General features: G+C 56.5%; 24 protein-coding genes. 13 read left to right on the top strand and 11 right to left on the bottom strand.

Going from position 1 to position 24571, the window contains the following annotated elements; translation table 11 throughout:
* The first annotated feature begins 33 nt into the window (after positions 1 to 33).
* Both pstB and phoU read left to right on the top strand, forming a co-directional pair.
* On the top strand, positions 34 to 807 hold the full coding sequence (gene pstB, locus IM284_RS09945; RefSeq protein WP_010426574.1) for a phosphate ABC transporter ATP-binding protein PstB: 774 nt from the start codon (positions 34 to 36) through the stop codon (positions 805 to 807).
* A 26-nt stretch (positions 808 to 833) separates the two neighbouring features.
* Entirely contained in the window at positions 834 to 1559 is a 726-nt protein-coding gene (phoU, locus tag IM284_RS09940) for a phosphate signaling complex protein PhoU (RefSeq protein WP_003861153.1), read from the top strand.
* A gap of 44 nt (positions 1560 to 1603) precedes the next feature.
* Here the strand turns inward: phoU and yieH are convergent, their stop codons facing one another.
* A complete protein-coding gene (gene yieH / locus IM284_RS09935; protein WP_047366739.1) occupies positions 1604 to 2269 on the bottom strand; it encodes a 6-phosphogluconate phosphatase in 666 nt (221 codons plus the stop codon).
* A 165-nt stretch (positions 2270 to 2434) separates the two neighbouring features.
* On the opposite strand from yieH, the gene adeP reads away from it, so the two are divergent.
* Positions 2435 to 3772, top strand: a complete 1338-nt coding sequence (adeP, locus tag IM284_RS09930; protein ID WP_145965165.1) for an adenine permease AdeP — start codon at positions 2435 to 2437, stop codon at positions 3770 to 3772.
* A gap of 61 nt (positions 3773 to 3833) precedes the next feature.
* On the opposite strand, the gene IM284_RS09925 is transcribed toward adeP, so the two are convergent.
* The 9 genes from IM284_RS09925 to rpmH all read right to left on the bottom strand — a co-directional run bounded on the left by IM284_RS09925 (position 3834) and on the right by rpmH (position 11353).
* Entirely contained in the window at positions 3834 to 4400 is a 567-nt protein-coding gene (locus tag IM284_RS09925; protein ID WP_003861147.1) for an NADPH-dependent FMN reductase, read from the bottom strand.
* 36 nt (positions 4401 to 4436) lie between these two features.
* A complete protein-coding gene (locus IM284_RS09920) occupies positions 4437 to 5183 on the bottom strand; it encodes a 4'-phosphopantetheinyl transferase superfamily protein (RefSeq protein WP_047366738.1) in 747 nt (248 codons plus the stop codon).
* 122 nt (positions 5184 to 5305) lie between these two features.
* Complete coding sequence (gene yidZ, locus IM284_RS09915; RefSeq protein WP_047366737.1) at positions 5306 to 6277, bottom strand: HTH-type transcriptional regulator YidZ; 972 nt, start codon at positions 6275 to 6277, stop codon at positions 5306 to 5308.
* Positions 6246 to 7421, bottom strand: a complete 1176-nt coding sequence (locus IM284_RS09910) for an MFS transporter (RefSeq protein ID WP_047366736.1) — start codon at positions 7419 to 7421, stop codon at positions 6246 to 6248. The genes yidZ and IM284_RS09910 overlap by 32 nt, the downstream gene beginning before the upstream one ends.
* A 111-nt stretch (positions 7422 to 7532) precedes the next feature.
* A complete protein-coding gene (gene mnmE / locus IM284_RS09905) occupies positions 7533 to 8897 on the bottom strand; it encodes a tRNA uridine-5-carboxymethylaminomethyl(34) synthesis GTPase MnmE (protein ID WP_028014930.1) in 1365 nt (454 codons plus the stop codon).
* A gap of 72 nt (positions 8898 to 8969) precedes the next feature.
* Positions 8970 to 10613: a membrane protein insertase YidC gene (gene yidC, locus IM284_RS09900; protein WP_047366735.1), complete on the bottom strand. Its 1644-nt coding sequence runs from the start codon at positions 10611 to 10613 to the stop codon at positions 8970 to 8972.
* 2 nt (positions 10614 to 10615) lie between these two features.
* Positions 10616 to 10873 carry a membrane protein insertion efficiency factor YidD gene (gene yidD, locus IM284_RS09895; protein ID WP_001307474.1) on the bottom strand — a complete coding sequence of 86 codons (258 nt, stop codon included), beginning with the start codon at positions 10871 to 10873 and terminating at the stop codon, positions 10616 to 10618.
* Positions 10837 to 11196, bottom strand: coding sequence for a ribonuclease P protein component (gene rnpA, locus IM284_RS09890; RefSeq protein ID WP_014072458.1), 360 nt, complete (start codon positions 11194 to 11196; stop codon positions 10837 to 10839). Before rnpA ends, yidD begins: the two co-directional genes overlap by 37 nt.
* 16 nt (positions 11197 to 11212) lie before the next feature.
* A complete protein-coding gene (rpmH, locus tag IM284_RS09885) occupies positions 11213 to 11353 on the bottom strand; it encodes a 50S ribosomal protein L34 (protein ID WP_000831330.1) in 141 nt (46 codons plus the stop codon).
* A 599-nt stretch (positions 11354 to 11952) separates the two neighbouring features.
* On the opposite strand from rpmH, the gene dnaA reads away from it, so the two are divergent.
* From dnaA to gyrB, 4 genes are read left to right on the top strand one after another with little or no spacing between them, the layout of a single operon-like run.
* Positions 11953 to 13347 carry a chromosomal replication initiator protein DnaA gene (gene dnaA / locus IM284_RS09880; protein WP_032644944.1) on the top strand — a complete coding sequence of 465 codons (1395 nt, stop codon included), beginning with the start codon at positions 11953 to 11955 and terminating at the stop codon, positions 13345 to 13347.
* Positions 13348 to 13351: 4 nt separating this feature from the next.
* Positions 13352 to 14452 carry a DNA polymerase III subunit beta gene (gene dnaN, locus IM284_RS09875; protein ID WP_008500170.1) on the top strand — a complete coding sequence of 367 codons (1101 nt, stop codon included), beginning with the start codon at positions 13352 to 13354 and terminating at the stop codon, positions 14450 to 14452.
* The gene (gene recF, locus IM284_RS09870) at positions 14452 to 15525 is read left to right on the top strand and encodes a DNA replication/repair protein RecF (protein WP_045260850.1); all 1074 of its coding nucleotides are present in this window, start codon (positions 14452 to 14454) and stop codon (positions 15523 to 15525) included. Before dnaN ends, recF begins: the two co-directional genes overlap by 1 nt.
* Before the next feature lie 28 nt (positions 15526 to 15553).
* Positions 15554 to 17965 carry a DNA topoisomerase (ATP-hydrolyzing) subunit B gene (gyrB, locus tag IM284_RS09865; protein ID WP_193055801.1) on the top strand — a complete coding sequence of 804 codons (2412 nt, stop codon included), beginning with the start codon at positions 15554 to 15556 and terminating at the stop codon, positions 17963 to 17965.
* Positions 17966 to 17999: 34 nt separating this feature from the next.
* Here the strand turns inward: gyrB and IM284_RS09860 are convergent, their stop codons facing one another.
* Entirely contained in the window at positions 18000 to 18935 is a 936-nt protein-coding gene (locus IM284_RS09860) for a LysR family transcriptional regulator (protein ID WP_047366734.1), read from the bottom strand.
* A gap of 109 nt (positions 18936 to 19044) precedes the next feature.
* Here IM284_RS09860 and IM284_RS09855 point away from each other — a divergent pair, with 109 nt between their 5' ends.
* From IM284_RS09855 to dgoD, 6 genes are all read left to right on the top strand, one after another.
* Positions 19045 to 20070: an NAD(P)-dependent alcohol dehydrogenase gene (locus tag IM284_RS09855; protein ID WP_047366733.1), complete on the top strand. Its 1026-nt coding sequence runs from the start codon at positions 19045 to 19047 to the stop codon at positions 20068 to 20070.
* A 115-nt stretch (positions 20071 to 20185) separates the two neighbouring features.
* Positions 20186 to 20998 carry a sugar-phosphatase gene (gene yidA / locus IM284_RS09850; RefSeq protein ID WP_047366732.1) on the top strand — a complete coding sequence of 271 codons (813 nt, stop codon included), beginning with the start codon at positions 20186 to 20188 and terminating at the stop codon, positions 20996 to 20998.
* Between the two features lie 225 nt (positions 20999 to 21223).
* Positions 21224 to 21913: a D-galactonate utilization transcriptional regulator DgoR gene (dgoR, locus tag IM284_RS09845; RefSeq protein WP_003861109.1), complete on the top strand. Its 690-nt coding sequence runs from the start codon at positions 21224 to 21226 to the stop codon at positions 21911 to 21913.
* Positions 21910 to 22788: a 2-dehydro-3-deoxygalactonokinase gene (locus IM284_RS09840; RefSeq protein ID WP_047366731.1), complete on the top strand. Its 879-nt coding sequence runs from the start codon at positions 21910 to 21912 to the stop codon at positions 22786 to 22788. Before dgoR ends, IM284_RS09840 begins: the two co-directional genes overlap by 4 nt.
* A complete protein-coding gene (locus IM284_RS09835; RefSeq protein ID WP_028014939.1) occupies positions 22772 to 23389 on the top strand; it encodes a 2-dehydro-3-deoxy-6-phosphogalactonate aldolase in 618 nt (205 codons plus the stop codon). Before IM284_RS09840 ends, IM284_RS09835 begins: the two co-directional genes overlap by 17 nt.
* Complete coding sequence (gene dgoD / locus IM284_RS09830) at positions 23386 to 24534, top strand: galactonate dehydratase (RefSeq protein WP_047366730.1); 1149 nt, start codon at positions 23386 to 23388, stop codon at positions 24532 to 24534. The genes IM284_RS09835 and dgoD overlap by 4 nt, the downstream gene beginning before the upstream one ends.
* The last annotated feature ends 37 nt before the right edge of the window (positions 24535 to 24571 follow it).

Here is a 24571-nt window from a genome sequence, read left to right as displayed (position 1 = left end):
GCAGCTCGCGGCGTCGAATGAGGAAATGAGTCAATGAGTATGGTTGATACTGCCCCGGGTAAGATTCAGGTTCGTGATTTGAACTTCTACTACGGCAAATTCCATGCCCTGAAGAACATCAACCTGGATATCGCGAAGAACCAGGTCACGGCATTCATCGGTCCGTCTGGCTGTGGCAAGTCCACGCTGCTGCGTACCTTTAACAAAATGTATTCGCTCTATCCGGAGCAGCGCGCTGAAGGTGAAATTATCCTGGATGGCGAAAACATTCTGACCCAGGCCCAGGATATCGCCCTGCTGCGTGCCAAAGTGGGCATGGTGTTCCAGAAACCGACGCCGTTCCCGATGTCCATCTATGACAATATCGCGTTTGGCGTTCGCCTGTTTGAGAAGCTCTCCCGTGCGGACATGGACGAGCGCGTGCAGTGGGCATTGACCAAGGCCGCATTATGGAACGAAACCAAAGATAAACTTCATCAGAGCGGGTACTCTCTCTCCGGTGGTCAACAGCAGCGTCTGTGCATTGCGCGCGGTATCGCCATTCGCCCGGAAGTCTTGCTGCTGGATGAACCATGTTCAGCGCTGGACCCGATCTCAACCGGCCGTATTGAAGAGCTGATCACCGAGCTGAAGCAGGATTACACCGTGGTTATCGTGACCCACAACATGCAGCAGGCTGCGCGTTGCTCAGATCACACGGCGTTTATGTACCTGGGCGAGTTGATTGAGTTCAGCGATACGGACGCGCTGTTCACCCGGCCCGCGAAGAAACAAACCGAAGATTATATTACTGGCCGCTACGGTTGATTTGCCTTAGTGCATGTGGAGAAACCATGGACAACCTCAATCTTAATAAACACATTTCAGGCCAGTTCAACGCAGAGCTGGAAAGTATTCGCACGCAGGTGATGACCATGGGTGGCATGGTCGAGCAGCAGCTTTCTGATGCGATTACGGCAATGCATAACCAGGACAGCGAGCTGGCGAAGCGCGTCATCGAAGGCGACCATAACGTCAACATGATGGAAGTGGCGATCGACGAAGCCTGCGTGCGTATTATCGCCAAGCGTCAGCCGACCGCGAGCGACCTGCGTCTGGTAATGGCGATCATTAAAACCATCGCCGAGCTGGAACGTATTGGTGACGTGGCGGATAAAATCTGCCGCACCGCGCTGGAGAAGTTTTCCCAGCAGCATCAGCCGCTGCTGGTGAGCCTGGAGTCGCTGGGCCGCCACACTGTGCAGATGCTGCACGACGTGCTGGATGCCTTTGCGCGTATGGATCTGGACGAAGCGGTGCGTATCTACCGTGAAGACAAGAAAGTCGACCAGGAGTATGAAGGCATTGTGCGTCAGCTGATGACCTACATGATGGAAGATTCCCGTACCATCCCAAGCGTGCTGACCGCGCTGTTCTGCGCGCGCTCTATCGAGCGTATCGGCGACCGCTGCCAGAACATTTGCGAATATATTTTCTACTTCGTGAAGGGACAGGACTTCCGTCACGTGGGCGGCGACGAGCTGGACAAGCTGCTGGCGGGTAAAGATCCGAAAGAGTGATTGTTGTGGCGGGTGGCGCTGGCGCTTACCCGCCCTACGTTAGCTTAACGCGTAATATCCCACCCGCGGGCCTTCCACAACTCTGGCAATTGCGCCAGATCGGTAAAGGTCGTCACTTTTGGATGATCGATCGGCTTGTTGTGCGGATCGGCACAGAAGTAAAACACCTCCATCCCCGCATCAATCCCCGACTGGGCGCCCGCAGGCGAGTCATCCACCAGAATGCAGTTCTCCACGTTGACGTTCATCGCTTTCGCCGCGTGGAACATCAGGGCCGGATCGGGCTTCCAGCGCTGGATATCGTAGCCGCTGAACAGCTTTTCCGGAAAGTGGTGCAGCATTTCAAGCTTGCCCAGTGAATGCTGCATTTTGCTGACCGGACCGTTGGAAACTACGCAGATTGGCACTGTCATCGCATCCAGCAGCGCGTTAGCCCCGGCAATAACGTCCAGTTCTGAGTCGAAGAGGCGTGCGACCTCGGCGCGGTACACTGGTTCCAGCTCCGCTTTCGCCAGATCCACCCCGTGCTCTTCGTTAATGATGTCGATGATCTCGTACAGCTTCACGCCCTTAAAGCGTTTGAACACCTCTTCGAGATCGAGCGTAATGCCAAATTCCTGGAACATGGCGACATACGCGCGGGAACAAATGACCTCACTGTCGACCAGCGTACCGTCACAGTCGAAAAATACCGCTTCAATTCCGGACATGCCCTTCCCTTTTAACAAGTTTAACGTTTACGTACGACAGATTTACGAGACGCAATCGTTGCCGTATAAGCATAATCAATGAAAAAAGTATCCCGTAACCGCCACTATTGTCGCATTTTGGTATAGGATAGCGACGAATTTTCCCTCCTTGTTCGGAAATTGATGATGAGTCAACAACACACAACCCAGACATCTGGTCAGGGTCTGCTTGAGCGCGTATTCAAACTGCGCGAGCACGGCACAACGGCACGCACCGAAGTGATCGCCGGTTTCACCACCTTCCTGACGATGGTCTATATCGTTTTTGTGAACCCGCAAATTCTGGGCGTCGCTGGCATGGACACCAGCGCCGTCTTTGTTACCACCTGTCTGATCGCGGCCCTTGGCAGCATCCTGATGGGCGTTTTCGCTAACCTGCCTGTGGCGCTGGCACCCGCTATGGGCCTGAATGCGTTCTTCGCGTTCGTGGTGGTTCAGGCGATGGGCCTGCCGTGGCAGGTTGGTATGGGCGCTATCTTCTGGGGTGCGGTCGGCCTGCTGCTGCTGACCATCTTCCGCGTCCGCTACTGGATGATTGCCAATATCCCGGTGAGCCTGCGCGTGGGTATCACCAGCGGTATCGGTCTGTTCATCGGCATGATGGGGCTGAAAAACGCCGGTGTGATCGTGGCGAACCCGGAAACGCTGGTGAGCATCGGTAACCTGACCTCGCACAGCGTGCTGCTGGGCGTGCTGGGCTTCTTCATCATCGCGATCCTGGCGTCGCGCAACATCCACGCTGCGGTGCTGGTCTCTATCATCGTGACCACGCTGCTGGGCTGGATGCTGGGTGACGTGCATTACAGCGGTATTGTCTCTGCGCCGCCGAGCGTCTCTACCGTGATTGGTCACGTTGACCTGGCGGGTTCCCTGAACCTGGGCCTGGCGGGCGTGATCTTCTCCTTCATGCTGGTCAACCTGTTTGACTCCTCCGGTACGCTGATTGGCGTGACGGACAAAGCGGGTCTGGCTGACGAGAAAGGCAAATTCCCGCGCATGAAGCAGGCGCTGTATGTGGACAGCATCTCGTCCGTCGCCGGCTCTTTCATCGGCACCTCATCTGTTACCGCTTACATTGAATCCTCTTCCGGCGTGTCCGTGGGTGGCCGTACCGGCCTGACGGCGGTGGTGGTGGGTATCCTGTTCCTGCTGGTGATCTTCCTCTCTCCGCTGGCGGGTATGGTTCCACCGTATGCGGCTGCCGGCGCGCTGATTTACGTGGGCGTGCTGATGACGTCGAGCCTGGCGCGCGTGAAGTGGGAAGATTTAACCGAAGCGGTGCCGGCCTTTATTACCGCCGTGATGATGCCGTTCAGCTTCTCGATCACCGAAGGTATCGCGCTGGGCTTTATCTCTTACTGCGTAATGAAGATCGGTACCGGCCGCTTCCGCGAACTCAGCCCGTGCGTGATTATCGTTGCGCTGCTGTTTGTGTTGAAGATTGTGTTTATTGACGCGAAATAAACAGGTTTGTTCCCTCTCCACGTGGGAGAGGGCCTGGGTGAGGGCATCAGGCCGCTCCGGCTTACGCCTTCACCCGCTTAATATAATCCCCAAACGCGGTCAGCTGGCCAGAGAGATGGTCACGCGTGCTCTGATCCACCACTTCACCCGTCTGCGGGTCGACCTTGTTCTGAATCACACCGCCCATAAATTCCGGCTTGTTCATCACCATCGCATCCAGGAACACCAGGATCTGACGCAGGTGATACTGGCAGCGTGCGCCACCAATCGCGCCCATTGAGCTGGTCTGGATCAGCACCGGTTTGCCAGACAGCGGCTGCTCCGGTAAACGGGATAACCAGTCAATGGCGTTCTTAAGGCCACCCGGAACCGAGTAGTTATACTCCGGCGTGACAATGACCACACCGTCGGCCTGGCGGATCTGCTCGGCTATCGCCTCCACGCTCTGCGGGAACCCCTCTTCCTGCTGGACATCTGCATCATACAACGGGATATCGCCAATAGATGGCAGGGCGCTAATTTCCATACCTGCCGGGGCCAGCTGCGGCAGCGTGCGGGCAACCATTCCGTTAAATGAACCTTTGCGCAGGCTTCCCAGTAACGTAACTACTTTCAACGTATCAGACATGATTACTCCTGTTTCATCATGATGACCCTGATTGGATCAGCTATGGGTAAATGCTTTTTCTGCCGGTAAACTGGTTAAACGCATCAGGCGTGCGGCGGGCTCGTTGGCGCGCTCGGGCACATCCGGAAGGCTACTCCATCCCTCTTTACTGTCAAATTCCCAAATCTTTAGCCGTTCGATGGCTGGGCTAACTGCAACAGACCATATCAACACATCTTCTGCATCGCTGAGCGCCTCTACAAGCGTAGCTTTAGCAGCACGCAGGCGTCCGGAGCCGGGCAACAATTGCAACAGGCTGGCGTCGTCTGAAGCGCATCCGCAGAGCTTGCGAATACTCTGGCGCAGGGTGATGAGTTGGGCTCTGGCCTCGACGGAGTCGTTCTGGTTGCGTACCCACAGCTTCTCATTACTGGAGAGCGGGTAGTCATCGTGCGGGCTTGCGCCGTGGAAGCTCCGCGTTGCACGCTGAAGCTCCATATCCAGCCCGCAATCCCCTTCGGTGGTCAGCGCCACGCCAATGATATTGCCCGTATAGGCAATGGAAAAACGGGGGAGTTCCGGGTCAGCAAAGACCGGGCGGCCTTCTGGTTGCGTGACGATCTCCGGGAGTTCGCTGGTGCCGTACAGCATAAACAGCAGTTCTGCGAGAAGTGCTCTCGAGGCTAAAAACCGCGTCCTGCGGTGTTCGGGGAGTTTGAGCGCCTCACTGTGACAGGCTGAAGAGAGTCTGGCCGATACGAGACGTCCTTCTGTAAGTATCCCTCTTGCAAAGTGCGTTGCCATTTTTCGCTCCTTGATAATGGTCGTAATCGGTTAAACGGTTACATGATTATCGCTTAACTTGACTCCTGTTTTAATCAGTAAATCGGAGTAAGAGAAGCCTGAAGGCCGAACTTTACATTTTCTTAGGCAAAAATTGGATCGCTGCCACCGTACAACGCCTTGATGGTCTCCCGCAGCCAGAGGATTTTCGGATTATGGCTGTTCCGTTTATGCCAGATCAGCGTGAAGGGAACGGTCAGCTTTTCAGCCTGCGCTTCGTCAATGGGAATAGGAAGCGCGATCAGCTTCCGCTGGTGGAGTTCATTGTAGTGGCGACAGTAGTGGGGAGCCGTGGCGATATAGTTATGGCCGGGCTGCGCCGCCATAAACATCGACTGCTCAAAGCCCGGCAAACACATGGCAATGTTTCTCTCCCGCCCCATCTCTTTTAGCACCTCATCCAGCGCCCAGGTGTCGCTCCGTTCCCAGAAGATACTGATATGGGGATAGCGCAGGAAGGTCTCCAGATTCCACTCCTCCTGCAGAGCGGGATGGTCCTCACGCAAATAGACGTATGGATGGTCGCTAAACAGGATTTCGTAGTCGATAAACCACGGCATCAGTTTCAGCAGTTCACGCGAGCGCGGGTGGGTTTCGCGACCGGTGAAGCCAACGTCCACTTCCCCGCGCGTAATGGCGTCCAGCGAGTCGTAATCCCAGTGACGCATCTTCACCGTCGCCTGCGGATAACGCTGGTTCACTTGCTCAAGCAGGGCGTTAAAGCGGATGAGCATCAGCGGCGTTTCGGCGGCCAGCACAAACGTCAGCCCGCCAGGCGAATCATGGTGAGATTTATCGAGGATCTGGTTGCCAATCTGCATCCAGTCGGCCAAATCCTGCTCCAGGCTGACCGTCAGTGGCGTAGGCAGCAGCCCTAACGGCGTTTTGACAAACAGCGGGTCGTCAAACCAGTCGCGCAGCCTGGCCAGCGATTTACTCACCGCCGACGGCGTCACGTTCATCCGCTTCGCGGCTTTGGTGACGCTGCGCTCCTGCAGCAAAAGCTGCAGGCAAAGCAACAGGTTAAGATCGAGACTGCTGATGGGCTTCTTCATACTGTGCCGCGGGCTGGATGACCATAAGTAAGGTGATGCAGACTATGCTACAGCCAATCAGAATCCCGATCAGCATATTGAGCGCGTTAAGTCCGATGACCGCCGCCAGCCATATCCACAGAGACGAGCCGCAGACCTGCGCGATCCCCAGCACCGAGCTTGCCACGCCTGCCCGCAGCGAGAAGGGACCAAGCGCCTGACTCATCGCCACGCCAAAGCCAACCGAGAACCCGGCACAGATGAGCGTAATGCCCACCAGCATCAGCGCATGCGAGCTGGTGGTTGCCAGAACCACACCTGCGGCGAGAAACAGTACCTGCGAGGTCAGCATCAGCGTGCGCTGGCGGAAGAGATTCAGCGCGAAGGGGGTAGAAAATGAGACGGCCATACTGACCATAGCGGTTAATGCCATCACCGTTGAATACTCACCGCGATCGAAACCCATGGTCTCCATCAGCAACACCGGGGAAACGTTTACATACGTCAGGATCACCGCCACGCTTAACGTGGTTACGGCCAGACGGCTGAGGAAAAAGCGATTGAGAAGTTTCTCTGCCGGATGAATGGTCGCGGTATGGTTAGGGTTCTGCGAGCCCGGGTGGGTCTCTTTCAGTACGGCGATCGACAGCACAAACACCAGGGCGCCCATGGCTGCCATGGTCCAGAACAGGCTCTGCCACGGGAATTTCAGCATGATCAGATAGCCTACAACCGGTGCCAGGACCGGAATGATGCAGGTTATCCCGTTCAGCATGGAGAGCACTTTAGCACGGCGCTGGGCGCTTAAGGTGTCGCGCAAAATGGCAAACGCCACCACGTAACAGCCGCCGGCACCAATGCCCTGGATGAAACGTCCTGCCAGGAACAAGGTGCTGTTCTGTGCCTGTGAGCAGAGAAGAGAGGCCAGGGCAAAGATGATGGCTCCGGTTATTGCGACGGGCTGACGGCCAGCCTTATCCGCGATCTTCCCGGCAAAGACCATCGACGACGCCATTCCTGCGAGGTAGGCCGAAAACGCGATATGCAGCTGCGCTTCGCTGGCACCCAGATCGCGGGCGATGTGCGGTAATCCCACCAGATACATATCAATACCCGACGGATAAAGCAGAACTAATGCGAAACTACAAAACAGAAAACGCGCCATAAACCCCCCATAAATGCAGGCATGCAGAATAGGGGGTGAAAAGGATTAAAGCGAGTTGCCATTTGGACAATGGTGATTTCCTGAGAGGAAATCACCATCAATTAGCGGAAACTATTTACCAATACAGAAGCTCGAGAAAATCCTGCCCAACAGATCGTCCGACGTGAACTCCCCGGTGATCTCGCTCAGATTCTGCTGCGCCAGACGCAGCTCTTCCGCCAGCAGTTCACCCGCCCACGCACCAATCAGCTGCGCTTTGCCCTGGTCAAGATGGCGTGCCGCCTCTTCCAGCGCCTGCAGGTGACGGCGACGCGCCAGGAAGCCACCTTCCATGCTGGTATCAAAGCCCATGCTCTGCTTGAGATGGTTACGCAGGGCTTCCACGCCTTCCCCTGTACGTGCCGAAAGGCGAATAAGTGAGTGACCATTCACATCGCTGATGCCCAGCGTTTCGCCGGTAACGTCCGCTTTGTTACGCACCACGGTGATAGGCAGCTTGGCCGGCAGACGGGCGATAAAGTCCGGCCAGATCTCCGCCGGGTCAACGGCGTCGGTCGTGGTGCCATCTACCATAAACAGCACGCGGTCGGCCTGCTCAATCTCCTGCCAGGCGCGTTCAATACCGATACGCTCAACCTCGTCGCTGGCATCGCGCAGGCCCGCGGTATCGATAATGTGCAGCGGCATCCCGTCGATGTGGATATGCTCGCGCAGCACGTCGCGGGTGGTACCGGCTATGTCGGTGACGATCGCCGCTTCACGGCCCGCCAGGGCGTTCAGCAGGCTCGATTTCCCGGCGTTAGGGCGACCAGCAATGACGACCTTCATCCCTTCACGCAGCAGGCTGCCCTGACGCGCTTCGGCGCGGACGGCATCCAGATCGCTCATCACCTGGTTCAGCTGTGCTTCGATTTTACCGTCAGAGAGGAAGTCGATTTCCTCGTCCGGGAAGTCGATAGCCGCTTCGACATAGATTCGCAGGTGAGTAAGTGCTTCCACAAGGTGATTCACACGTGCGGAAAACGCGCCCTGCAGCGAGTTCAGGGCGGAGCGGGCCGCCTGTTCAGAGCTGGCGTCGATCAGGTCTGCAATCGCCTCGGCCTGTGCCAGGTCGAGCTTGTCGTTCAGGAAGGCACGCTCGGAGAATTCGCCCGGCTTCGCAATGCGCAGGCCAGGCAGGGTCAGGATACGTTTTAACAGCAGGTCGAGGATAACCGGGCCGCCGTGGCCCTGAAGTTCCAGCACGTCTTCGCCGGTAAAGGAGTTCGGGCCGGGGAACCACAGCGCAATGCCCTGGTCCAGCGGCGTGCCGTCGGCATCTTTAAACGGCAGGTAATCAGCGTAGCGCGGCTTTGGCAGTTTACCCAGCACCGCTTCAGCCACCTCGCGCGCCTTCAGGCCGGAGATGCGCAGAATGCCTACACCACCGCGTCCCGGTGGGGTTGCCTGGGCGACGATAGTGTCGTTATGGCTCATGGTTGCTCTCGTTCAATACAAATAAAAAAGGCGGTCAATCGACCGCCCTTATTTTAGCGTTATCTTACCGAATCAGGACTTTTTCTTTTCGCGGTTATGCAGGCCACGTTTTTCCAGACCACGGTAAATCAGCTGCTGCTGGATGATGGTCACCAGGTTGCTGACGATATAGTACAGCACCAGACCTGACGGGAACCACAGGAAGAACACGGTGAAGATGACCGGCATAAAGGTCATGATCTTCTGCTGCATCGGGTCGGTCACGGTGGTTGGCGACATCTTCTGGATGAAGAACATCGTCACGCCCATCAGGATCGGCAGGATGTAGTACGGGTCCTGTGCGGACAGGTCATGGATCCACAGAGCGAACGGCGCGTGGCGCAGCTCAACGGAACCCATCAGCATGTAGTACAGCGCAAGGAAGATTGGCATCTGAATCAGCAGCGGGAAGCAACCACCCAGTGGGTTCACTTTCTCTGCCTTATACAGGGCCATCATTTCCTGGCTCTGACGCTGTTTATCATCGCCCAGACGCTCACGCATTGCCTGAATCTTCGGCTGCAGCATGCGCATCTTCGCCATGGAGGTGTACTGCGCTTTGGTCAGCGGGTACATGATGCCACGAACGATGAAGGTGATAACGATGATAGAGAAGCCCCAGTTACCCAGGAAGCTGTGGATGAACTTCAGCAGCTTAAACAGCGGCTGAGAGATGAACCACAACCAGCCGTAATCAACGGTCAGATCCAGGTGCGGCGCGACGGCAGCCATTTTGTCCTGGATTTCCGGGCCGACCCACAGGGTGCTTGCCAGCTTACCGGTTTGACCCGGCTGAACCAGAACAGGCTGTGATTTGTAGCCGATGGCTGCAATACCGTTGCCCAGGTTCGCGGTGTAGAAGTTATTCGTACCGTCGTTATTCGGGATCCACGCAGTCGCGAAATACTGCTGCAGCATTGCGACCCAGCCGCCTTTGGAGCTGACGTTCAGGTTTTCGTTATCGGCAATGGTGTCGAATTTGTATTTCTCGTACTTCGCATCAGGCGTGGAGTACGCCGCGCCACGGAAGGTATGCAGAGCAAAGTTGCTGCTTCCGGTGTCACGGTGTGACGGCAGATTGATGGACTGCTTCAACTGACCGAAGGTAGACAGTTCCAGCGGTTTCGCACCGGCGTTCTGTACGCTGTAGCCCACGTTCACCGCATACTCACCGCGTTTCAGGGTGAAGGTTTTGGTGAAGGTGTTGCCTGCCGCGTCGGTGTAGGTCATCGGGATAACGAGTTCGTTCTGGCCATCGGCCAGTACAAAGGTGTCGTTCTCGACGTTATACAGTGGACGCGCACCGTTAGCCGGATTGTCCGGGCCATCACGACCGGTCAGGCCGCTCTGCGCCTGATACAGGAACTCCGGTGTGGTTTCCAGTAACTGGAACGGTTCGTTAGACTTCAGCTCTTTCGGGTAGGTCAACAGCAGCGCCTGCTCAACATCACCACCACGGGTGTTGATAGTCAGCTCAAGCACATCGGTCTTAACCGTAATCTGTTTCCCCTGGCCACTGGCCGGTACGCCCTGGTCGGCGGCGCTACCCGCTGCGGTGGTCGTGGTCTGCGTGGTCTGTTGCTGGGGTTGAGGATTTTTATCCTGCTCCCATGCCTGCCAGATCATGAAAGACACGAACAACAAAGCGATGATAAGAAGATTGCGTTGCGAATCCATCGTTAGTGTTCTCTGGTATCAAAAGGTCCTGGGGGGACGGGGTCGTCTCCACCGGGGTGTAAAGGGTGGCATTTTAATACGCGTTTCACCGTCAACCAACTGCCTTTTATCACTCCAAACCTGCGCAATGCCTCAATTCCGTAGCTTGAGCATGTTGGTGTGAAACGGCAGTGCGGCCCGAGTAGCGGACTAATCAGGCGTTGATAGACCCGAATGAGGGCTATCAGGACCCGTGAGCCAGGCGACAGTGGCGGCGCCATAATTTTTCCAACGCTTCCGAGAGAGCACGGTTATCGAGGTCGGCAACCCCCTTTTTAGCCACCACCACGAAATCCATAGAAGGCAGTTCGTGCTGACGTAAACGGAAGCTTTCACGCGTCAGACGTTTAATCCGGTTGCGTTCATGCGCACGCTTAACGTTTTTCTTAGCGACTGTGAGACCGATGCGGGGATGCCCCAGCGAATTTTGGCGGCCGAGGATGGTGATTTGCGGCGTGCCAGCCCGTTGTGGCTGCTGGAAGACGAAAGTGAAATGAGTGGGAGTTAACAAACGTAACTCCCTGGGAAATGCTAGCTTAACCACTCAGGGGTTAGCTTTATTACTTGGAAACGGTCAGACGAGCGCGGCCTTTAGCACGACGACGTGCCAGAACCTGACGACCATTTTTAGTAGCCATACGAGCACGGAAGCCGTGAGAACGGTTGCGCTTCAGTACAGACGGTTGAAAAGTGCGTTTCATGGCGATTTCTACCTAAACTTGAAAAAATTCATGACTTTTGCGGATGCCCGACCGAGTTTCGAATGACGGACGCCGAAGCCGTGGGTGATTAAAGAGGCCGGATTGTAATAATTGTACACTCCGGAGTCAATTCTCTTTCCTTATTTCCCGCGTATTTCCGCACGATTTCGCGTGGAAAATGAGCAACGGACGACGCAGGAAGATGAGCATCACGCGCCGGGTCGAGGATTATACGGCCTCGCCAACAAAGCGCAAGGATCGTCCCGGATCTTCGTTAGATCATTTAAGCAATAAATTGTCGCTGCTCATTAAATTTTCCAATATGCGGGCTAAATCGCGGGGCACTCGCGCCAGGATCGTTTACACTTACCCGGTTTCGGATCTTCCTGTGGATAAATCGGGAAGAATCTGTGAGAAACAGAAGATCTCTGGCTCAGTTTACGCTATGATCCGCGGTCCCGATCGGGATCCCAGGATCCTGGTCAGGATAAATTGCAGATAGCAATTCGCACGTCCCCCTTTACACAGGGTCATGTCGATGTGCGCCAACAATCATGAATATTCAATAGTTTTCTTTTATTGTTCGAGTGGAGTCCGCCGTGTCACTTTCGCTTTGGCAGCAGTGTCTTGCCCGATTGCAGGATGAGTTACCAGCCACAGAATTCAGTATGTGGATCCGCCCGTTGCAGGCGGAGCTGAGCGATAACACGCTGGCTTTGTATGCGCCAAACCGTTTTGTGCTCGATTGGGTAAGAGACAAGTACCTTAATAACATCAATGGCCTGCTGAACGATTTTTGCGGGTCAGATGTCCCACAGCTGCGTTTTGAAGTGGGCACAAAGCCGGTCACCCAAACCGTTCGTGAAACCGTAAATGTAGCCGCGCCCGCTCAGGCTGTTCCGGCTCCGGCGCCTCGCGTTGCACCTGCTCGTCAGGGCTGGGATAACGTCCCTGCCCCCGCAGAGCCAACTTACCGCTCTAACGTTAACGTGAAACACACGTTCGATAACTTCGTTGAAGGTAAGTCGAACCAACTGGCGCGCGCGGCAGCCCGTCAGGTTGCCGATAACCCCGGCGGTGCTTACAACCCGCTGTTCCTGTATGGCGGCACGGGTCTCGGTAAAACCCACCTGCTGCATGCGGTAGGTAACGGCATTATGGCGCGCAAGCCCAACGCGAAAGTGGTGTATATGCACTCCGAGCGCTTCGTTCAGGACATGGTAAAAGCCCTGCAAAACAATGCGATCGAAGAGTTTAAACGCTACTACCGTTCCGTTGACGCGCTGCTGATCGATGACATCCAGTTCTTTGCCAATAAAGAACGATCGCAGGAAGAATTTTTCCACACCTTCAACGCTCTGCTGGAAGGTAATCAGCAGATCATTTTGACCTCGGATCGTTATCCTAAAGAGATCAACGGCGTTGAAGATCGTCTGAAATCCCGCTTCGGCTGGGGCCTTACCGTGGCGATCGAGCCACCGGAGCTGGAAACCCGCGTCGCGATCCTGATGAAGAAAGCCGATGAGAACGACATCCGCCTGCCGGGTGAAGTGGCGTTCTTCATCGCCAAGCGCCTGCGCTCCAACGTGCGTGAGCTGGAAGGGGCGCTGAACCGCGTTATCGCCAATGCCAACTTCACCGGTCGTGCGATCACCATCGATTTTGTGCGTGAAGCGCTGCGCGATTTGTTGGCATTGCAGGAAAAACTGGTCACCATCGACAATATTCAAAAGACGGTGGCTGAGTACTACAAGATCAAAGTGGCAGATTTACTGTCTAAACGTCGTTCCCGCTCGGTGGCGCGTCCGCGTCAGATGGCGATGGCGCTGGCAAAGGAGTTAACCAACCACAGTCTGCCGGAAATCGGCGATGCGTTTGGTGGCCGTGACCATACGACCGTGCTGCACGCTTGTCGCAAGATTGAGCAGTTACGCGAAGAAAGCCACGACATAAAAGAAGATTTTTCCAATCTAATCAGAACATTATCATCGTGACGCTATGAAATTTACCGTTGAACGTGAACATTTATTAAAACCGCTGCAACAGGTGAGTGGCCCATTAGGCGGCCGCCCAACGCTGCCTATTCTCGGAAACCTGCTGCTTCAGGTCGCGGACGGTACGCTGTCGCTGACCGGTACAGATCTGGAAATGGAAATGATCGCGCGCGTTACGTTGACGCAGCCGCACGACGCGGGCGCGACCACGGTTCCGGCACGTAAATTCTTTGATATCTGCCGCGGGTTGCCGGAAGGCGCTGAAATCGCCGTGCAGCTGGAGGGCGACCGCATGCTGGTGCGCTCTGGCCGCAGCCGTTTCTCGCTCTCCACGCTGCCCGCTGCGGACTTCCCGAACCTGGACGACTGGCAGAGTGAAGTTGAATTCACTCTTCCGCAGGCGACGATGAAGCGTCTGATTGAAGCCACGCAGTTCTCCATGGCGCATCAGGACGTTCGTTACTACTTAAACGGCATGCTGTTCGAAACCGAAGGTGAAGAGCTGCGTACCGTCGCCACCGACGGCCACCGTCTGGCGGTCTGTTCCATGCCGATTGGCGACTCGCTGCCGAACCATTCGGTGATCGTGCCGCGTAAAGGCGTGATTGAACTGATGCGTATGCTCGACGGCGGTGACACGCCGCTGCGGGTGCAGATTGGCAGCAATAATATCCGTGCCCACGTGGGCGATTTTGTCTTCACTTCGAAGCTGGTTGATGGCCGTTTCCCGGATTATCGCCGCGTATTGCCGAAGAACCCGGACAAAACGCTGGAAGCGGGCTGCGATAGCCTCAAGCAGGCGTTTGCCCGCGCGGCCATTCTCTCGAACGAGAAATTCCGCGGCGTACGCCTGTACGTGAGTGAAAACCAGATCAAAATCACCGCCAACAACCCGGAGCAGGAAGAGGCAGAAGAGATTCTGGACGTCACCTACGCCGGGGCTGAGATGGAAATCGGCTTCAACGTCAGCTACGTGCTGGATGTGCTCAATGCACTGAAATGCGAGAATGTGCGCATTCTGCTGACCGACTCCGTTTCGAGCGTACAGATTGAAGATGCGGCCAGCCAAAGCGCGGCTTATGTTGTCATGCCAATGAGACTGTAATGTCGCTCACCCGTCTGTTGATCCGCGACTTTCGCAATATCGAAAGCGCGGATCTCGCTTTATCCCCCGGCTTTAACTTCCTGGTTGGCGCGAACGGCAGCGGCAAAACCAGCGTGCTGGAAGCCATCTATACGCTCGGCCATGGCCGGGCGTTTCGCAGTTTGCAAATTGGTCGCGTCATTCGCCACGAGCAGGAATCCTTTGTTCTGCACGGGCGTTTGCAGGGCGCAGAGCGGGAAACCGCCATCGGCCTGACCAAAGACAAGCAGGGCGATAGCAAGGTGCGCATCGACGGCACCGACGGCCATAAGGTGGCGGAGCTGGCGTTGCTGATGCCAATGCAGCTGATTACGCCCGAGGGGTTTACTTTACTCAACGGCGGCCCCAAATACAGAAGAGCGTTCCTCGACTGGGGATGCTTTCACAATGAAGCCGGTTTCTTTAACGCCTGGAGCAACCTGAAGCGTTTGCTTAAACAGCGTAACGCCGCGTTGCGCCAGGTCACGCGCTACGCCCAGCTGCGTCCGTGGGACATGGAACTCATCCCTCTTGCGGAACAGATAAGCCGCTGGCGTGCCGAATACAGCGCGGGTATCGCCGAAGATATGGCCGACACCTGCAAACAGTTTTTACCCGAGTTCTCTCTCACCTTCTCCTTCCAACGTGGCTGGGAGAAAGAGACGGATTATGCCGAGGTGTTAGAGAGAAGCTTCGAGCGCGATCGGATGTTGACCTACACCGCGCACGGCCCGCACAAGGCGGATTTCCGCATTCGTGCCGACGGTGCGCCGGTGGAAGACACGCTGTCGCGCGGGCAGCTCAAGCTCCTGATGTGCGCGCTACGCCTGGCGCAGGGGGAGTTCCTCACCCGCGAGAGCGGACGGCGCTGCCTGTACCTGATAGATGATTTTGCCTCGGAACTTGACGACGCGCGGCGCGGGCTGCTTGCCAGCCGCTTAAAAGCCACGCAGTCGCAGGTTTTCGTCAGCGCCATTAGCGCTGAACACGTTATGGACATGTCGGACGAAAATTCGAAGATGTTTACCGTGGAAAAGGGTAAAATAACGGATTAACCCAAGTTGAAATGAGCGAGAAACGTTGATGTCGAATTCTTATGACTCCTCCAGTATCAAAGTCCTGAAAGGGCTGGATGCGGTGCGTAAGCGCCCGGGTATGTATATCGGCGACACGGATGACGGCACCGGTCTGCACCACATGGTATTCGAGGTGGTAGATAACGCTATCGACGAAGCGCTCGCGGGTCACTGTAAAGACATCGTGGTCACCATCCATGCGGACAACTCCGTCTCCGTTACCGATGACGGCCGTGGCATCCCGACCGGTATTCACCCGGAAGAGGGCGTCTCTGCTGCGGAAGTGATCATGACCGTACTGCACGCAGGCGGTAAGTTCGACGATAACTCCTATAAGGTTTCCGGCGGCCTGCACGGCGTAGGCGTTTCCGTAGTAAACGCCCTGTCGCAAAAGCTGGAGCTGGTTATTCAGCGCGAAGGCAAAATTCACCGTCAGATCTATCAGCACGGCGTGCCTGAAGCCCCGCTGGCCGTTACCGGTGATACCGATAAAACCGGTACCATGGTGCGTTTCTGGCCGAGCCTTGAAACCTTCACCAACGTCACTGAATTCGAGTACGACATCCTGGCGAAGCGCCTGCGTGAACTGTCGTTCCTGAACTCCGGCGTCTCTATTCGCCTGCGCGACAAACGCGACAACAAAGAAGACCACTTCCACTACGAAGGCGGTATCAAGGCGTTTGTTGAGTATCTGAACAAGAACAAAACGCCAATTCACCCGAATATCTTCTATTTCTCCACCGAAAAAGACGGTATCGGCGTGGAAGTGGCGCTGCAGTGGAACGACGGTTTCCAGGAAAACATCTACTGCTTCACCAACAACATTCCGCAGCGCGACGGCGGTACTCACCTTGCGGGCTTCCGCGCGGCGATGACCCGTACCCTGAACGCCTACATGGACAAAGAAGGCTACAGCAAGAAAGCGAAAGTCAGCGCCACCGGTGACGATGCCCGTGAAGGCCTGATTGCCGTGGTTTCCGTGAAGGTGCCGGATCCGAAGTTCTCCTCACAGACCAAAGACAAGCTGGTTTCTTCTGAGGTGAAATCGGCGGTTGAGCAGCAGATGAACGAACTGCTGAGCGAATACCTGCTGGAAAACCCGAACGATGCGAAAATCGTGGTGGGCAAAATTATTGATGCGGCACGTGCCCGTGAAGCGGCGCGTAAAGCTCGTGAAATGACCCGTCGTAAAGGCGCGCTGGACCTGGCAGGCCTGCCGGGCAAGCTGGCTGACTGTCAGGAACGTGACCCGGCGCTGTCCGAACTGTACCTCGTGGAAGGGGACTCCGCGGGCGGTTCTGCGAAGCAGGGCCGTAACCGCAAGAACCAGGCGATCCTGCCGCTGAAGGGTAAAATCCTCAACGTTGAGAAAGCGCGCTTCGACAAGATGCTCTCTTCTCAGGAAGTGGCGACGCTCATCACCGCGCTCGGCTGCGGCATTGGCCGCGACGAGTACAACCCGGACAAGCTGCGCTATCACAGCATCATCATCATGACCGATGCGGACGTGGACGGCTCGCACATCCGTACGCTGCTGTTGACCTTCTTCTATCGTCAGATGCCTGAAATCGTTGAGCGTGGCCACGTCTACATTGCCCAGCCGCCGCTGTACAAAGTGAAGAAAGGTAAGCAGGAACAGTACATTAAAGATGACGACGCGATGGATCAGTACCAAATCGCGATCGCCCTTGATGGCGCGACCCTGCACGCGAACTCCAGCGCGCCGGCACTGGCAGGCGAGCCGCTGGAGCGTCTGGTCTCCGAGTTCAACGCCACGCAGAAAATGATTGGCCGTATGGAACGCCGCTATCCAAAAGCGCTGCTGAAGGAGCTGGTCTATCAGCCAACCCTGACCGAAGCCGATCTGAGCAACGAGCAGGCCGTGACCCGCTGGGTGAATACCCTGGTGAGCGAGCTGAACGACAAAGAGCAGCACGGCAGCCAGTGGAAGTTCGACGTTCAACAGAATGCGGCACAGCAGTTTGAGCCGATTGTTCGCGTGCGTACTCACGGCGTCGACACCGACTACCCGCTGGAGCACGAATTCGTGACCGGCCCGGAATACCGCCGTATCTGCACCCTCGGCGAGAAGCTGCGCGGCCTGATCGAAGACGATGCCTTCATCGAACGTGGCGAGCGTCGTCAGCCGGTAGCAAGCTTCGAGCAGGCGCTGGACTGGCTGGTGAAAGAATCCCGTCGCGGTCTGTCTATCCAGCGTTATAAAGGTCTGGGCGAAATGAACCCGGATCAGCTGTGGGAGACCACCATGGATCCGGAAAGCCGCCGCATGCTGCGCGTCACCGTAAAAGACGCGATTGCTGCGGATCAGCTGTTCACCACCCTGATGGGCGATGCGGTAGAACCACGTCGTGCGTTCATTGAAGAGAACGCGCTGAAAGCGGCGAATATCGATATTTAACAGTCGCTATCCCGCATGAAAACTGGCCGCGCTTTTAGCGCGGCTTTTTTATGGGCGCAGGAATGTCCAGCGACATCACCGCCGGTAAACGGCTCGCCAGCGCATCTATGGCCATTCTTACCCTTAGCGGCAGGTACGGCGTCTGTTGCCAGACGGCATGGACGTCAAAATGGACATCCGGCGCCTGCTTAAAGAGCGGGACAAGCTTTCCCTGATGAATTTCTTTGATGGCCATCCAGCAGGGGAGCCAGGCAATGCCGTGCCCGGTCACCGCCGCGTCGCAGATGGCCTGCAAATCATCCATATTGAGTGATGACCGCGGCGTAAACGTGCGCGGTGTTCCGTCGCTGTCCATAAGCTGCCAGGATAGCACGCGGCCTGCGCGCAGATAGTTAATGGCCGCGTGCCGGGATAAATCATCCACAGCGTCTGGATGACCTCTTTTTTGCAGATAGTCGGGCGAGGCGCACAGGACCATGCGGTGTTCTCCCAGCTTTCTGGCCACCAGCACGCTGCTGTCCTGCAGCGTGCCGTTACGTACCGCCATATCGAAGCCTTCCTCGACCAGATCCACCACGCGGTCGCTGAACGACATTTCAAGCTCAAGCCCAGGGTGTTCCTGCGCCAGTTCAATCAGCAGCGGCGCGACGCACTGGCGCCCAAACAGCACCGGCATGGCAACACGAAGCCGACCGTTTATCTGATGTTTCCCCGTTTCCAGCAGGGATTCCGCGCTCCTGATCTCCTCCAGCGCGCGCAGGCAGCGCTCGTAGAACAGGGCGCCGTTATCGGTGAGCCGCTGGCTGCGGGTGGTGCGCTGAAACAGCCGCACGCCCAGACGTTCCTCAAGTCGAGCAATGCTTTTACCCACCGCAGAGCGCGACAGGTGCAGGCGAACTGCGGCCTGCGCAAAGCTTCCTGCCTCCACAGCAGCGACAAAAACAGGAATATCTTTCAGCGTATCGGTCACGGTTTGTATCCATTCAGGCGTCAATGAAGAGAAAACTTATCGCCACTGGTGACGAGGAGTCAACGGTAGACTGTCATTACTGAAGCTTATCTGATGGCAGGAGAAAAAAATGACAGAGACAATGCAGCGCTGGTCAATGAACGCCCTCGGGCGCGAGAATCTCAAACTCATTCATGAATCGGTTCCACAGCCAGGCCCCGGTGAGATTCGTGTGCGGGTGAATGCCGTTGCGCTCAACTATCGCGATAAAATGGTCATCGAAGGCACGATGCCGATTCCGCTTTCCTTCCCGTTCACCCCGGCGTCTGACATGGCGGGCGTGGTGGACAGCGTAGGTGAAGGTGTCACGCGTTTCAAACCCGGCGCTCGCGTCATTTCAACCTTCTTCCCGGAGTGGATCGACGGCAAGCCGCAGGCAGACGCGCGTGATTTGCCCTACAAAACGTCCGGCGGCTATTTCCAGGGCATGCTGGCCGAATATGTGGTTGTAAATGAAAACGCGCTGGTAGCCTCTCCGGAAACTCTGAATGACGCAGAGGCCAGCACGTTACCCTGCGCAGGGCTTACCGCCTGGTTCGCGCTGGTGGAGCGGGGTCAGCTCCGCGCCGGGCAATCGGTGCTGGTACAGGGGACGGGCGGCGTGGCGATTTTCGCCCTGCAAATTGCAAAAGCGCACGGCGCAGAGGTTATTGTCACGTCCGGGAGCGATGAAAAGCTGGCGCTCGCCAAAAAACTGGGCGCCAGTCAGGGCGTCAACCGCCTGAAAAGTGACTGGGCTGAAGAAGCATTGGCGCTGACTCAGGATCGCGGCATCGACCATATTATCGAAACCGTGGGTGGGGAAAACCTGAAGCATTCCCTGCGTGCCGTTGCCGTTCACGGGCGTATCTCCGTCATTGGCGTGCTGGCCGGGACTGACATTTCGCTGCCTGCTGGTGAGCTGCTGCTGAAATCCCCCGTCATTCAGGGGATTGGCGTGGGACACCGCCGGGCGCTGGAGGATTTCGTCCGTGCTGTTGACGTCAAGGGACTGAAGCCGGTGATTGAGCATCGCTACCGTTTTAACGAGCTTGAACAGGCCCTTGAACATCTGGATCGCGGCGCATTCGGTAAAATCGTTCTCACCCGCGAATAAGTCGTCGTTCCCCGGGATAAGCGTAAAAGGGGTGTTTCTGTTGCGCAATGTCGCTCTATTTTTGTGTGCTTAATCGCGTTAGCATGAGGCAGCACTCATTTATCCCGGGGAACTCATGGCTATCAAACTCATTGCAATCGATATGGACGGCACGCTGCTGCTGCCAGACCACACTATCTCTCCTGCCGTTAAAAACGCGATCGCCGCCGCACGAGCGAAGGGCGTGAATGTGGTTCTGACCACGGGGCGTCCGTATGCGGGCGTACACAGCTACCTGAAAGAGCTGCACATGAATCAGCCGGGCGATTACTGCATCACCTATAACGCCGCGCTGGTGCAGAAAGCCGCAGACGGCAGCACGGTTGCGCAAACTGCGCTGAGCTATGATGACTACCTGTTCCTCGAAAAACTGTCCCGTGAAGTGGGCTCCCACTTCCATGCGCTCGATCGCAATACGCTCTACACCGCCAACCGCGATATCAGCTACTACACGGTGCATGAATCCTACGTTGCGACCATTCCGCTGGTGTTCTGTGAAGCCGAGAAAATGGATCCGGCGACGCAGTTCCTGAAGGTGATGATGATTGACGAGCCGGAGATCCTGGATAAAGCCATCGCGCGCATTCCGGCAGAGGTAAAAGAGAAGTACACCGTGCTGAAAAGTGCGCCGTACTTCCTCGAAATCCTCGATAAACGCGTCAATAAGGGCACCGGCGTGAAATCACTTGCTGATGCGTTAGGGATTAAGCAGGAAGAAATCATGGCGCTCGGCGACCAGGAAAACGACATCGCGATGATTGAATTCGCGGGCGTTGGCGTGGCAATGGATAACGCCATTCCTTCGGTGAAAGAGGTGGCTGATTTCGTCACAAAATCTAACCTCGAAGACGGCGTTGCCTACGCGATCGAGAAGTTTGTGCTGCAGTAACGCTTATTTTCAATCATCAGCCCCGGTTATCAACCGGGGCTTTTTTTGCCCTGAATTTATCGAATTGTTCTTTTTGTGATCTTGATTGTAGTACAAAATTAACTGATTGTACTACATTGTCACCACGGCAAAGACGAATGGCCTCACGTTTGTACTGCAAAAGTGAGGCGAAATTCAGCGGTCGCGGTAAAGTAGTGATGGACATACAGAGCACAAGGACTCTCCATGACTCTCAATAAAACCGATCGCATCGTTATTACGCTGGGCACCCAGATTGTGGGCGGTAAATACGTTCCCGGTTCGCCGCTCCCCGCAGAGGCTGAATTGTGCGAGGAGTTTGAAACCTCGCGCAACATCATCCGGGAAGTGTTCCGCTCGCTGATGGCGAAGCGGCTGATTGAAATGAAGCGCTATCGCGGCGCGTTTGTTGCTCCGCGCAACCAGTGGAACTACCTCGATACCGACGTGCTGCAGTGGGTGCTGGAAAACGACTACGACCCGCGGCTTATCGGCGCGATGAGTGAAGTTCGAAACCTGGTGGAGCCGGCAATTGCGCGCTGGGCAGCGGAACGCGCGACCTCCGGTGATTTGGCCCAGATTGAATCGGCTTTAAACGACATGATCGCCAATAACCAGAACCGGGAGGCGTTCAACGAGGCGGACATTCGCTACCACGAAGCGGTGCTGCAGTCGGTGCATAACCCGGTATTACAGCAGCTTAGCGTGGCGATCAGCTCGCTACAGCGAGCAGTATTTGAACGTACCTGGATGGGTGATGAGGCCAACATGCCAAAAACGCTCCAGGAACATAAAGCGCTGTTCGATGCGATACGGCATCAGGACGGCGATGCGGCAGAGCAGGCGGCGCTTACCATGATTGCCAGCTCGACACGAAGGCTGAAGGAAATCACATGACATCTCGCTACATCGCAATTGACTGGGGATCGACCAATCTGCGCGCCTGGCTTTATCAGGGCGAGCAGTGCCTGGAGAGCAGGCAATCAGAAGCAGGCGTGACGCGCCTGAACGGTAAATCCCCCGAGGCGGTGTTAGCAGAGGTCACACAAAACTGGCGCGACAGCGCCACGCCGGTGGTAATGGCGGGAATGGTGGGCAGTAACGTAGGCTGGAAAATTGCACCTTACCTGCCGGTTCCCGCCCATTTCTCCGCTATTGGCGAGCAGTTAACGTCCGTTGGCGACAATATCTGGATTATTCCCGGTTTGAGCGTCTCTCGCGACGATAACCACAACGTGATGCGCGGCGAAGAGACGCAGCTGCTTGGCGCGCGCGCTCTCTCTCCTTCTTCTGTCTACGTCATGCCCGGCACGCACTGTAAGTGGGTCCAGGCTGACGCTGAGCAAATCCACGATTTTCGCACCGTAATGACCGGCGAGCTGCACCATTTGCTGCTCAACCATTCGCTGGTCGGGGCCGGTTTACCTGAGCAGGAATCCTCGTCAGAGGCGTTTGCCGCCGGGCTTGAACGTGGGATCGCCTCCCCTGATGTGTTGCCGCAGCTTTTTGAGGTTCGCGCCTCGCACGTGCTGGGACTTCTCCCGCGCGAGCAGGTCAGCGAGTTTCTCTCCGGTCTGCTGATTGGCGCAGAGGTCGCCAGCATGCGTGAGTTCATCGCGCACGAGCAGGCCATTACGATTGTCGCAGGCGCATCGCTAACGTCGCGCTACGAACAGGCATTTCGCGCCGTTGGGCGTGATGTTTCGACGGTATCCGGCGACACGGCATTTCAGGCAGGAATAAGGAGCATCGCTCATGCAGTGGCAAACTGATCTTCCCCTTATCGCGATTTTGCGCGGCATCACGCCCGATGAGGCGTTAGACCACGTCGGCGCGGTTATCGACGCCGGATTCGACGCGGTAGAAATCCCGCTCAACTCGCCCGACTGGGAAAAAAGCATTCCGGCCGTGGTGGAGGTTTTCGGCGATAAGGCGCTGATTGGCGCAGGCACCGTGTTACAGCCTGAGCAGGTCGATCGGCTGGCAACGATGGGCTGCAGGCTTATCGTCACGCCCAATATTCAGCCTGAGGTGATCCGCCGCGCGGTGGGTTACGGCATGACAGTCTGCCCGGGCTGCGCCACCGCCACGGAAGCCTTTACTGCCCTTGATGCGGGAGCGCAGTCGCTCAAAATTTTCCCGTCATCAGCTTTTGGACCGGACTACATCAAGGCGTTGAAAGCGGTATTGCCCGCCAGCGTACCGGTCTTTGCCGTGGGCGGCGTAACGCCAGAAAACCTGGGCCAGTGGATGAGCGCTGGCTGTGTGGGCGCAGGGTTGGGTAGCGATCTTTATCGTGCCGGACAGTCCGTGGAACGTACCGCACAGCAGGCGGCAGCATTTGTGAAAGCGTATCGAGAGGCAGTGAAATGAAAATAACCAAACTCACCACGTACCGTTTACCCCCGCGCTGGATGTTCCTGAAAATCGAAACCGATGAAGGGGTTGTAGGCTGGGGCGAACCGGTGATTGAAGGGCGCGCGCGCACCGTTGAAGCGGCAGTACACGAGCTGGGCGAATACCTGATTGGTCAGGATCCGGCGCGCATTAACGACCTGTGGCAGGTGATGTACCGCGCGGGCTTCTACCGAGGTGGTCCGATCCTGATGAGCGCCATCGCCGGTATCGACCAGGCGCTGTGGGATATCAAAGGTAAAGTGCTTAACGCGCCGGTATGGCAGCTTATGGGCGGCCTGGTGCGCGACAAAATCAAAGCCTACAGCTGGGTAGGCGGCGACCGTCCTGCGGAAGTGATCGACGGCATCACGCGGTTACGCAATATCGGCTTTGACACCTTCAAGCTCAACGGCTGCGAAGAGATGGGCGTTATCGACAATTCGCGTGCGGTAGACCGGGCGGTCAATACCGTGGCGCAAATTCGTGAAGCCTTCGGCAACGAGATTGAGTTTGGCCTGGATTTCCACGGCCGCGTCAGCGCTCCGATGGCCAAAGTGCTGATTAAAGAGCTGGAGCCGTATCGCCCGCTGTTTATCGAAGAGCCGGTGCTGGCCGAGCAGGCGGAGTACTACCCGAAGCTGGCTGAACAGACCCACATTCCTATCGCGGCGGGTGAACGTATGTTCTCGCGCTTCGAGTTTAAACGCGTACTTGAAGCGGGCGGCATAGCGATCCTGCAGCCGGACCTTTCTCATGCGGGCGGCATCACCGAATGCTACAAAATTGCCGGGATGGCAGAAGCTTACGATGTGGCGCTGGCACCGCACTGCCCGCTCGGCCCAATCGCGCTGGCGGCCTGCCTGCACGTCGACTTCGTCTCCCGCAATGCGGTGTTCCAGGAACAGAGCATGGGGATTCACTATAACAAGGGCGCGGAACTGCTCGATTTTGTGAAAAATAAAGAAGACTTCTGCATGGAAGGCGGTTTCTTTAAACCGCTTACGAAGCCGGGCCTTGGCGTGGAAATTGACGAAGCTAAAGTCATTGAGCTGAGTAAGAATGCGCCGGACTGGCGAAACCCGCTGTGGCGTCATGAGGACGGCAGCGTAGCGGAATGGTAATCGCCATGCCGTAGACCCGGTAAGCCTCCGGGCAAAA

This window comes from Enterobacter cloacae complex sp. P12RS (assembly GCF_014895875.1).
GTDB classification, from domain to species: Bacteria; Pseudomonadota; Gammaproteobacteria; order Enterobacterales; family Enterobacteriaceae; genus Enterobacter; species Enterobacter bugandensis.
The sequence above is the reverse complement of the archived record's forward strand: the minus strand, read 5'-3'. Positions and strand labels throughout refer to the sequence as shown.

What these genes read in the sequence shown, in the direction of transcription:
- recF (WP_045260850.1), top strand. Translation starts at nt 14,452, where the DNA reads ATGTCGCTCACCCGTCTGTTGATCCGCGACTTTCGCAATATCGAAAGC.
- IM284_RS09855 (WP_047366733.1), top strand. Translation starts at nt 19,045, where the DNA reads ATGACAGAGACAATGCAGCGCTGGTCAATGAACGCCCTCGGGCGCGAG.
- IM284_RS09925 (WP_003861147.1), bottom strand. Translation starts at nt 4,400, where the DNA reads ATGTCTGATACGTTGAAAGTAGTTACGTTACTGGGAAGCCTGCGCAAA.
- IM284_RS09840 (WP_047366731.1), top strand. Translation starts at nt 21,910, where the DNA reads ATGACATCTCGCTACATCGCAATTGACTGGGGATCGACCAATCTGCGC.
- yidC (WP_047366735.1), bottom strand. Translation starts at nt 10,613, where the DNA reads ATGGATTCGCAACGCAATCTTCTTATCATCGCTTTGTTGTTCGTGTCT.
- rpmH (WP_000831330.1), bottom strand. Translation starts at nt 11,353, where the DNA reads ATGAAACGCACTTTTCAACCGTCTGTACTGAAGCGCAACCGTTCTCAC.
- adeP (WP_145965165.1), top strand. Translation starts at nt 2,435, where the DNA reads ATGAGTCAACAACACACAACCCAGACATCTGGTCAGGGTCTGCTTGAG.
- phoU (WP_003861153.1), top strand. Translation starts at nt 834, where the DNA reads ATGGACAACCTCAATCTTAATAAACACATTTCAGGCCAGTTCAACGCA.
- IM284_RS09920 (WP_047366738.1), bottom strand. Translation starts at nt 5,183, where the DNA reads ATGGCAACGCACTTTGCAAGAGGGATACTTACAGAAGGACGTCTCGTA.
- dnaN (WP_008500170.1), top strand. Translation starts at nt 13,352, where the DNA reads ATGAAATTTACCGTTGAACGTGAACATTTATTAAAACCGCTGCAACAG.
- yidA (WP_047366732.1), top strand. Translation starts at nt 20,186, where the DNA reads ATGGCTATCAAACTCATTGCAATCGATATGGACGGCACGCTGCTGCTG.
- gyrB (WP_193055801.1), top strand. Translation starts at nt 15,554, where the DNA reads ATGTCGAATTCTTATGACTCCTCCAGTATCAAAGTCCTGAAAGGGCTG.
- IM284_RS09835 (WP_028014939.1), top strand. Translation starts at nt 22,772, where the DNA reads ATGCAGTGGCAAACTGATCTTCCCCTTATCGCGATTTTGCGCGGCATC.
- dgoD (WP_047366730.1), top strand. Translation starts at nt 23,386, where the DNA reads ATGAAAATAACCAAACTCACCACGTACCGTTTACCCCCGCGCTGGATG.
- mnmE (WP_028014930.1), bottom strand. Translation starts at nt 8,897, where the DNA reads ATGAGCCATAACGACACTATCGTCGCCCAGGCAACCCCACCGGGACGC.
- yieH (WP_047366739.1), bottom strand. Translation starts at nt 2,269, where the DNA reads ATGTCCGGAATTGAAGCGGTATTTTTCGACTGTGACGGTACGCTGGTC.
- pstB (WP_010426574.1), top strand. Translation starts at nt 34, where the DNA reads ATGAGTATGGTTGATACTGCCCCGGGTAAGATTCAGGTTCGTGATTTG.
- yidZ (WP_047366737.1), bottom strand. Translation starts at nt 6,277, where the DNA reads ATGAAGAAGCCCATCAGCAGTCTCGATCTTAACCTGTTGCTTTGCCTG.
- dgoR (WP_003861109.1), top strand. Translation starts at nt 21,224, where the DNA reads ATGACTCTCAATAAAACCGATCGCATCGTTATTACGCTGGGCACCCAG.
- IM284_RS09910 (WP_047366736.1), bottom strand. Translation starts at nt 7,421, where the DNA reads ATGGCGCGTTTTCTGTTTTGTAGTTTCGCATTAGTTCTGCTTTATCCG.
- yidD (WP_001307474.1), bottom strand. Translation starts at nt 10,873, where the DNA reads ATGGCGCCGCCACTGTCGCCTGGCTCACGGGTCCTGATAGCCCTCATT.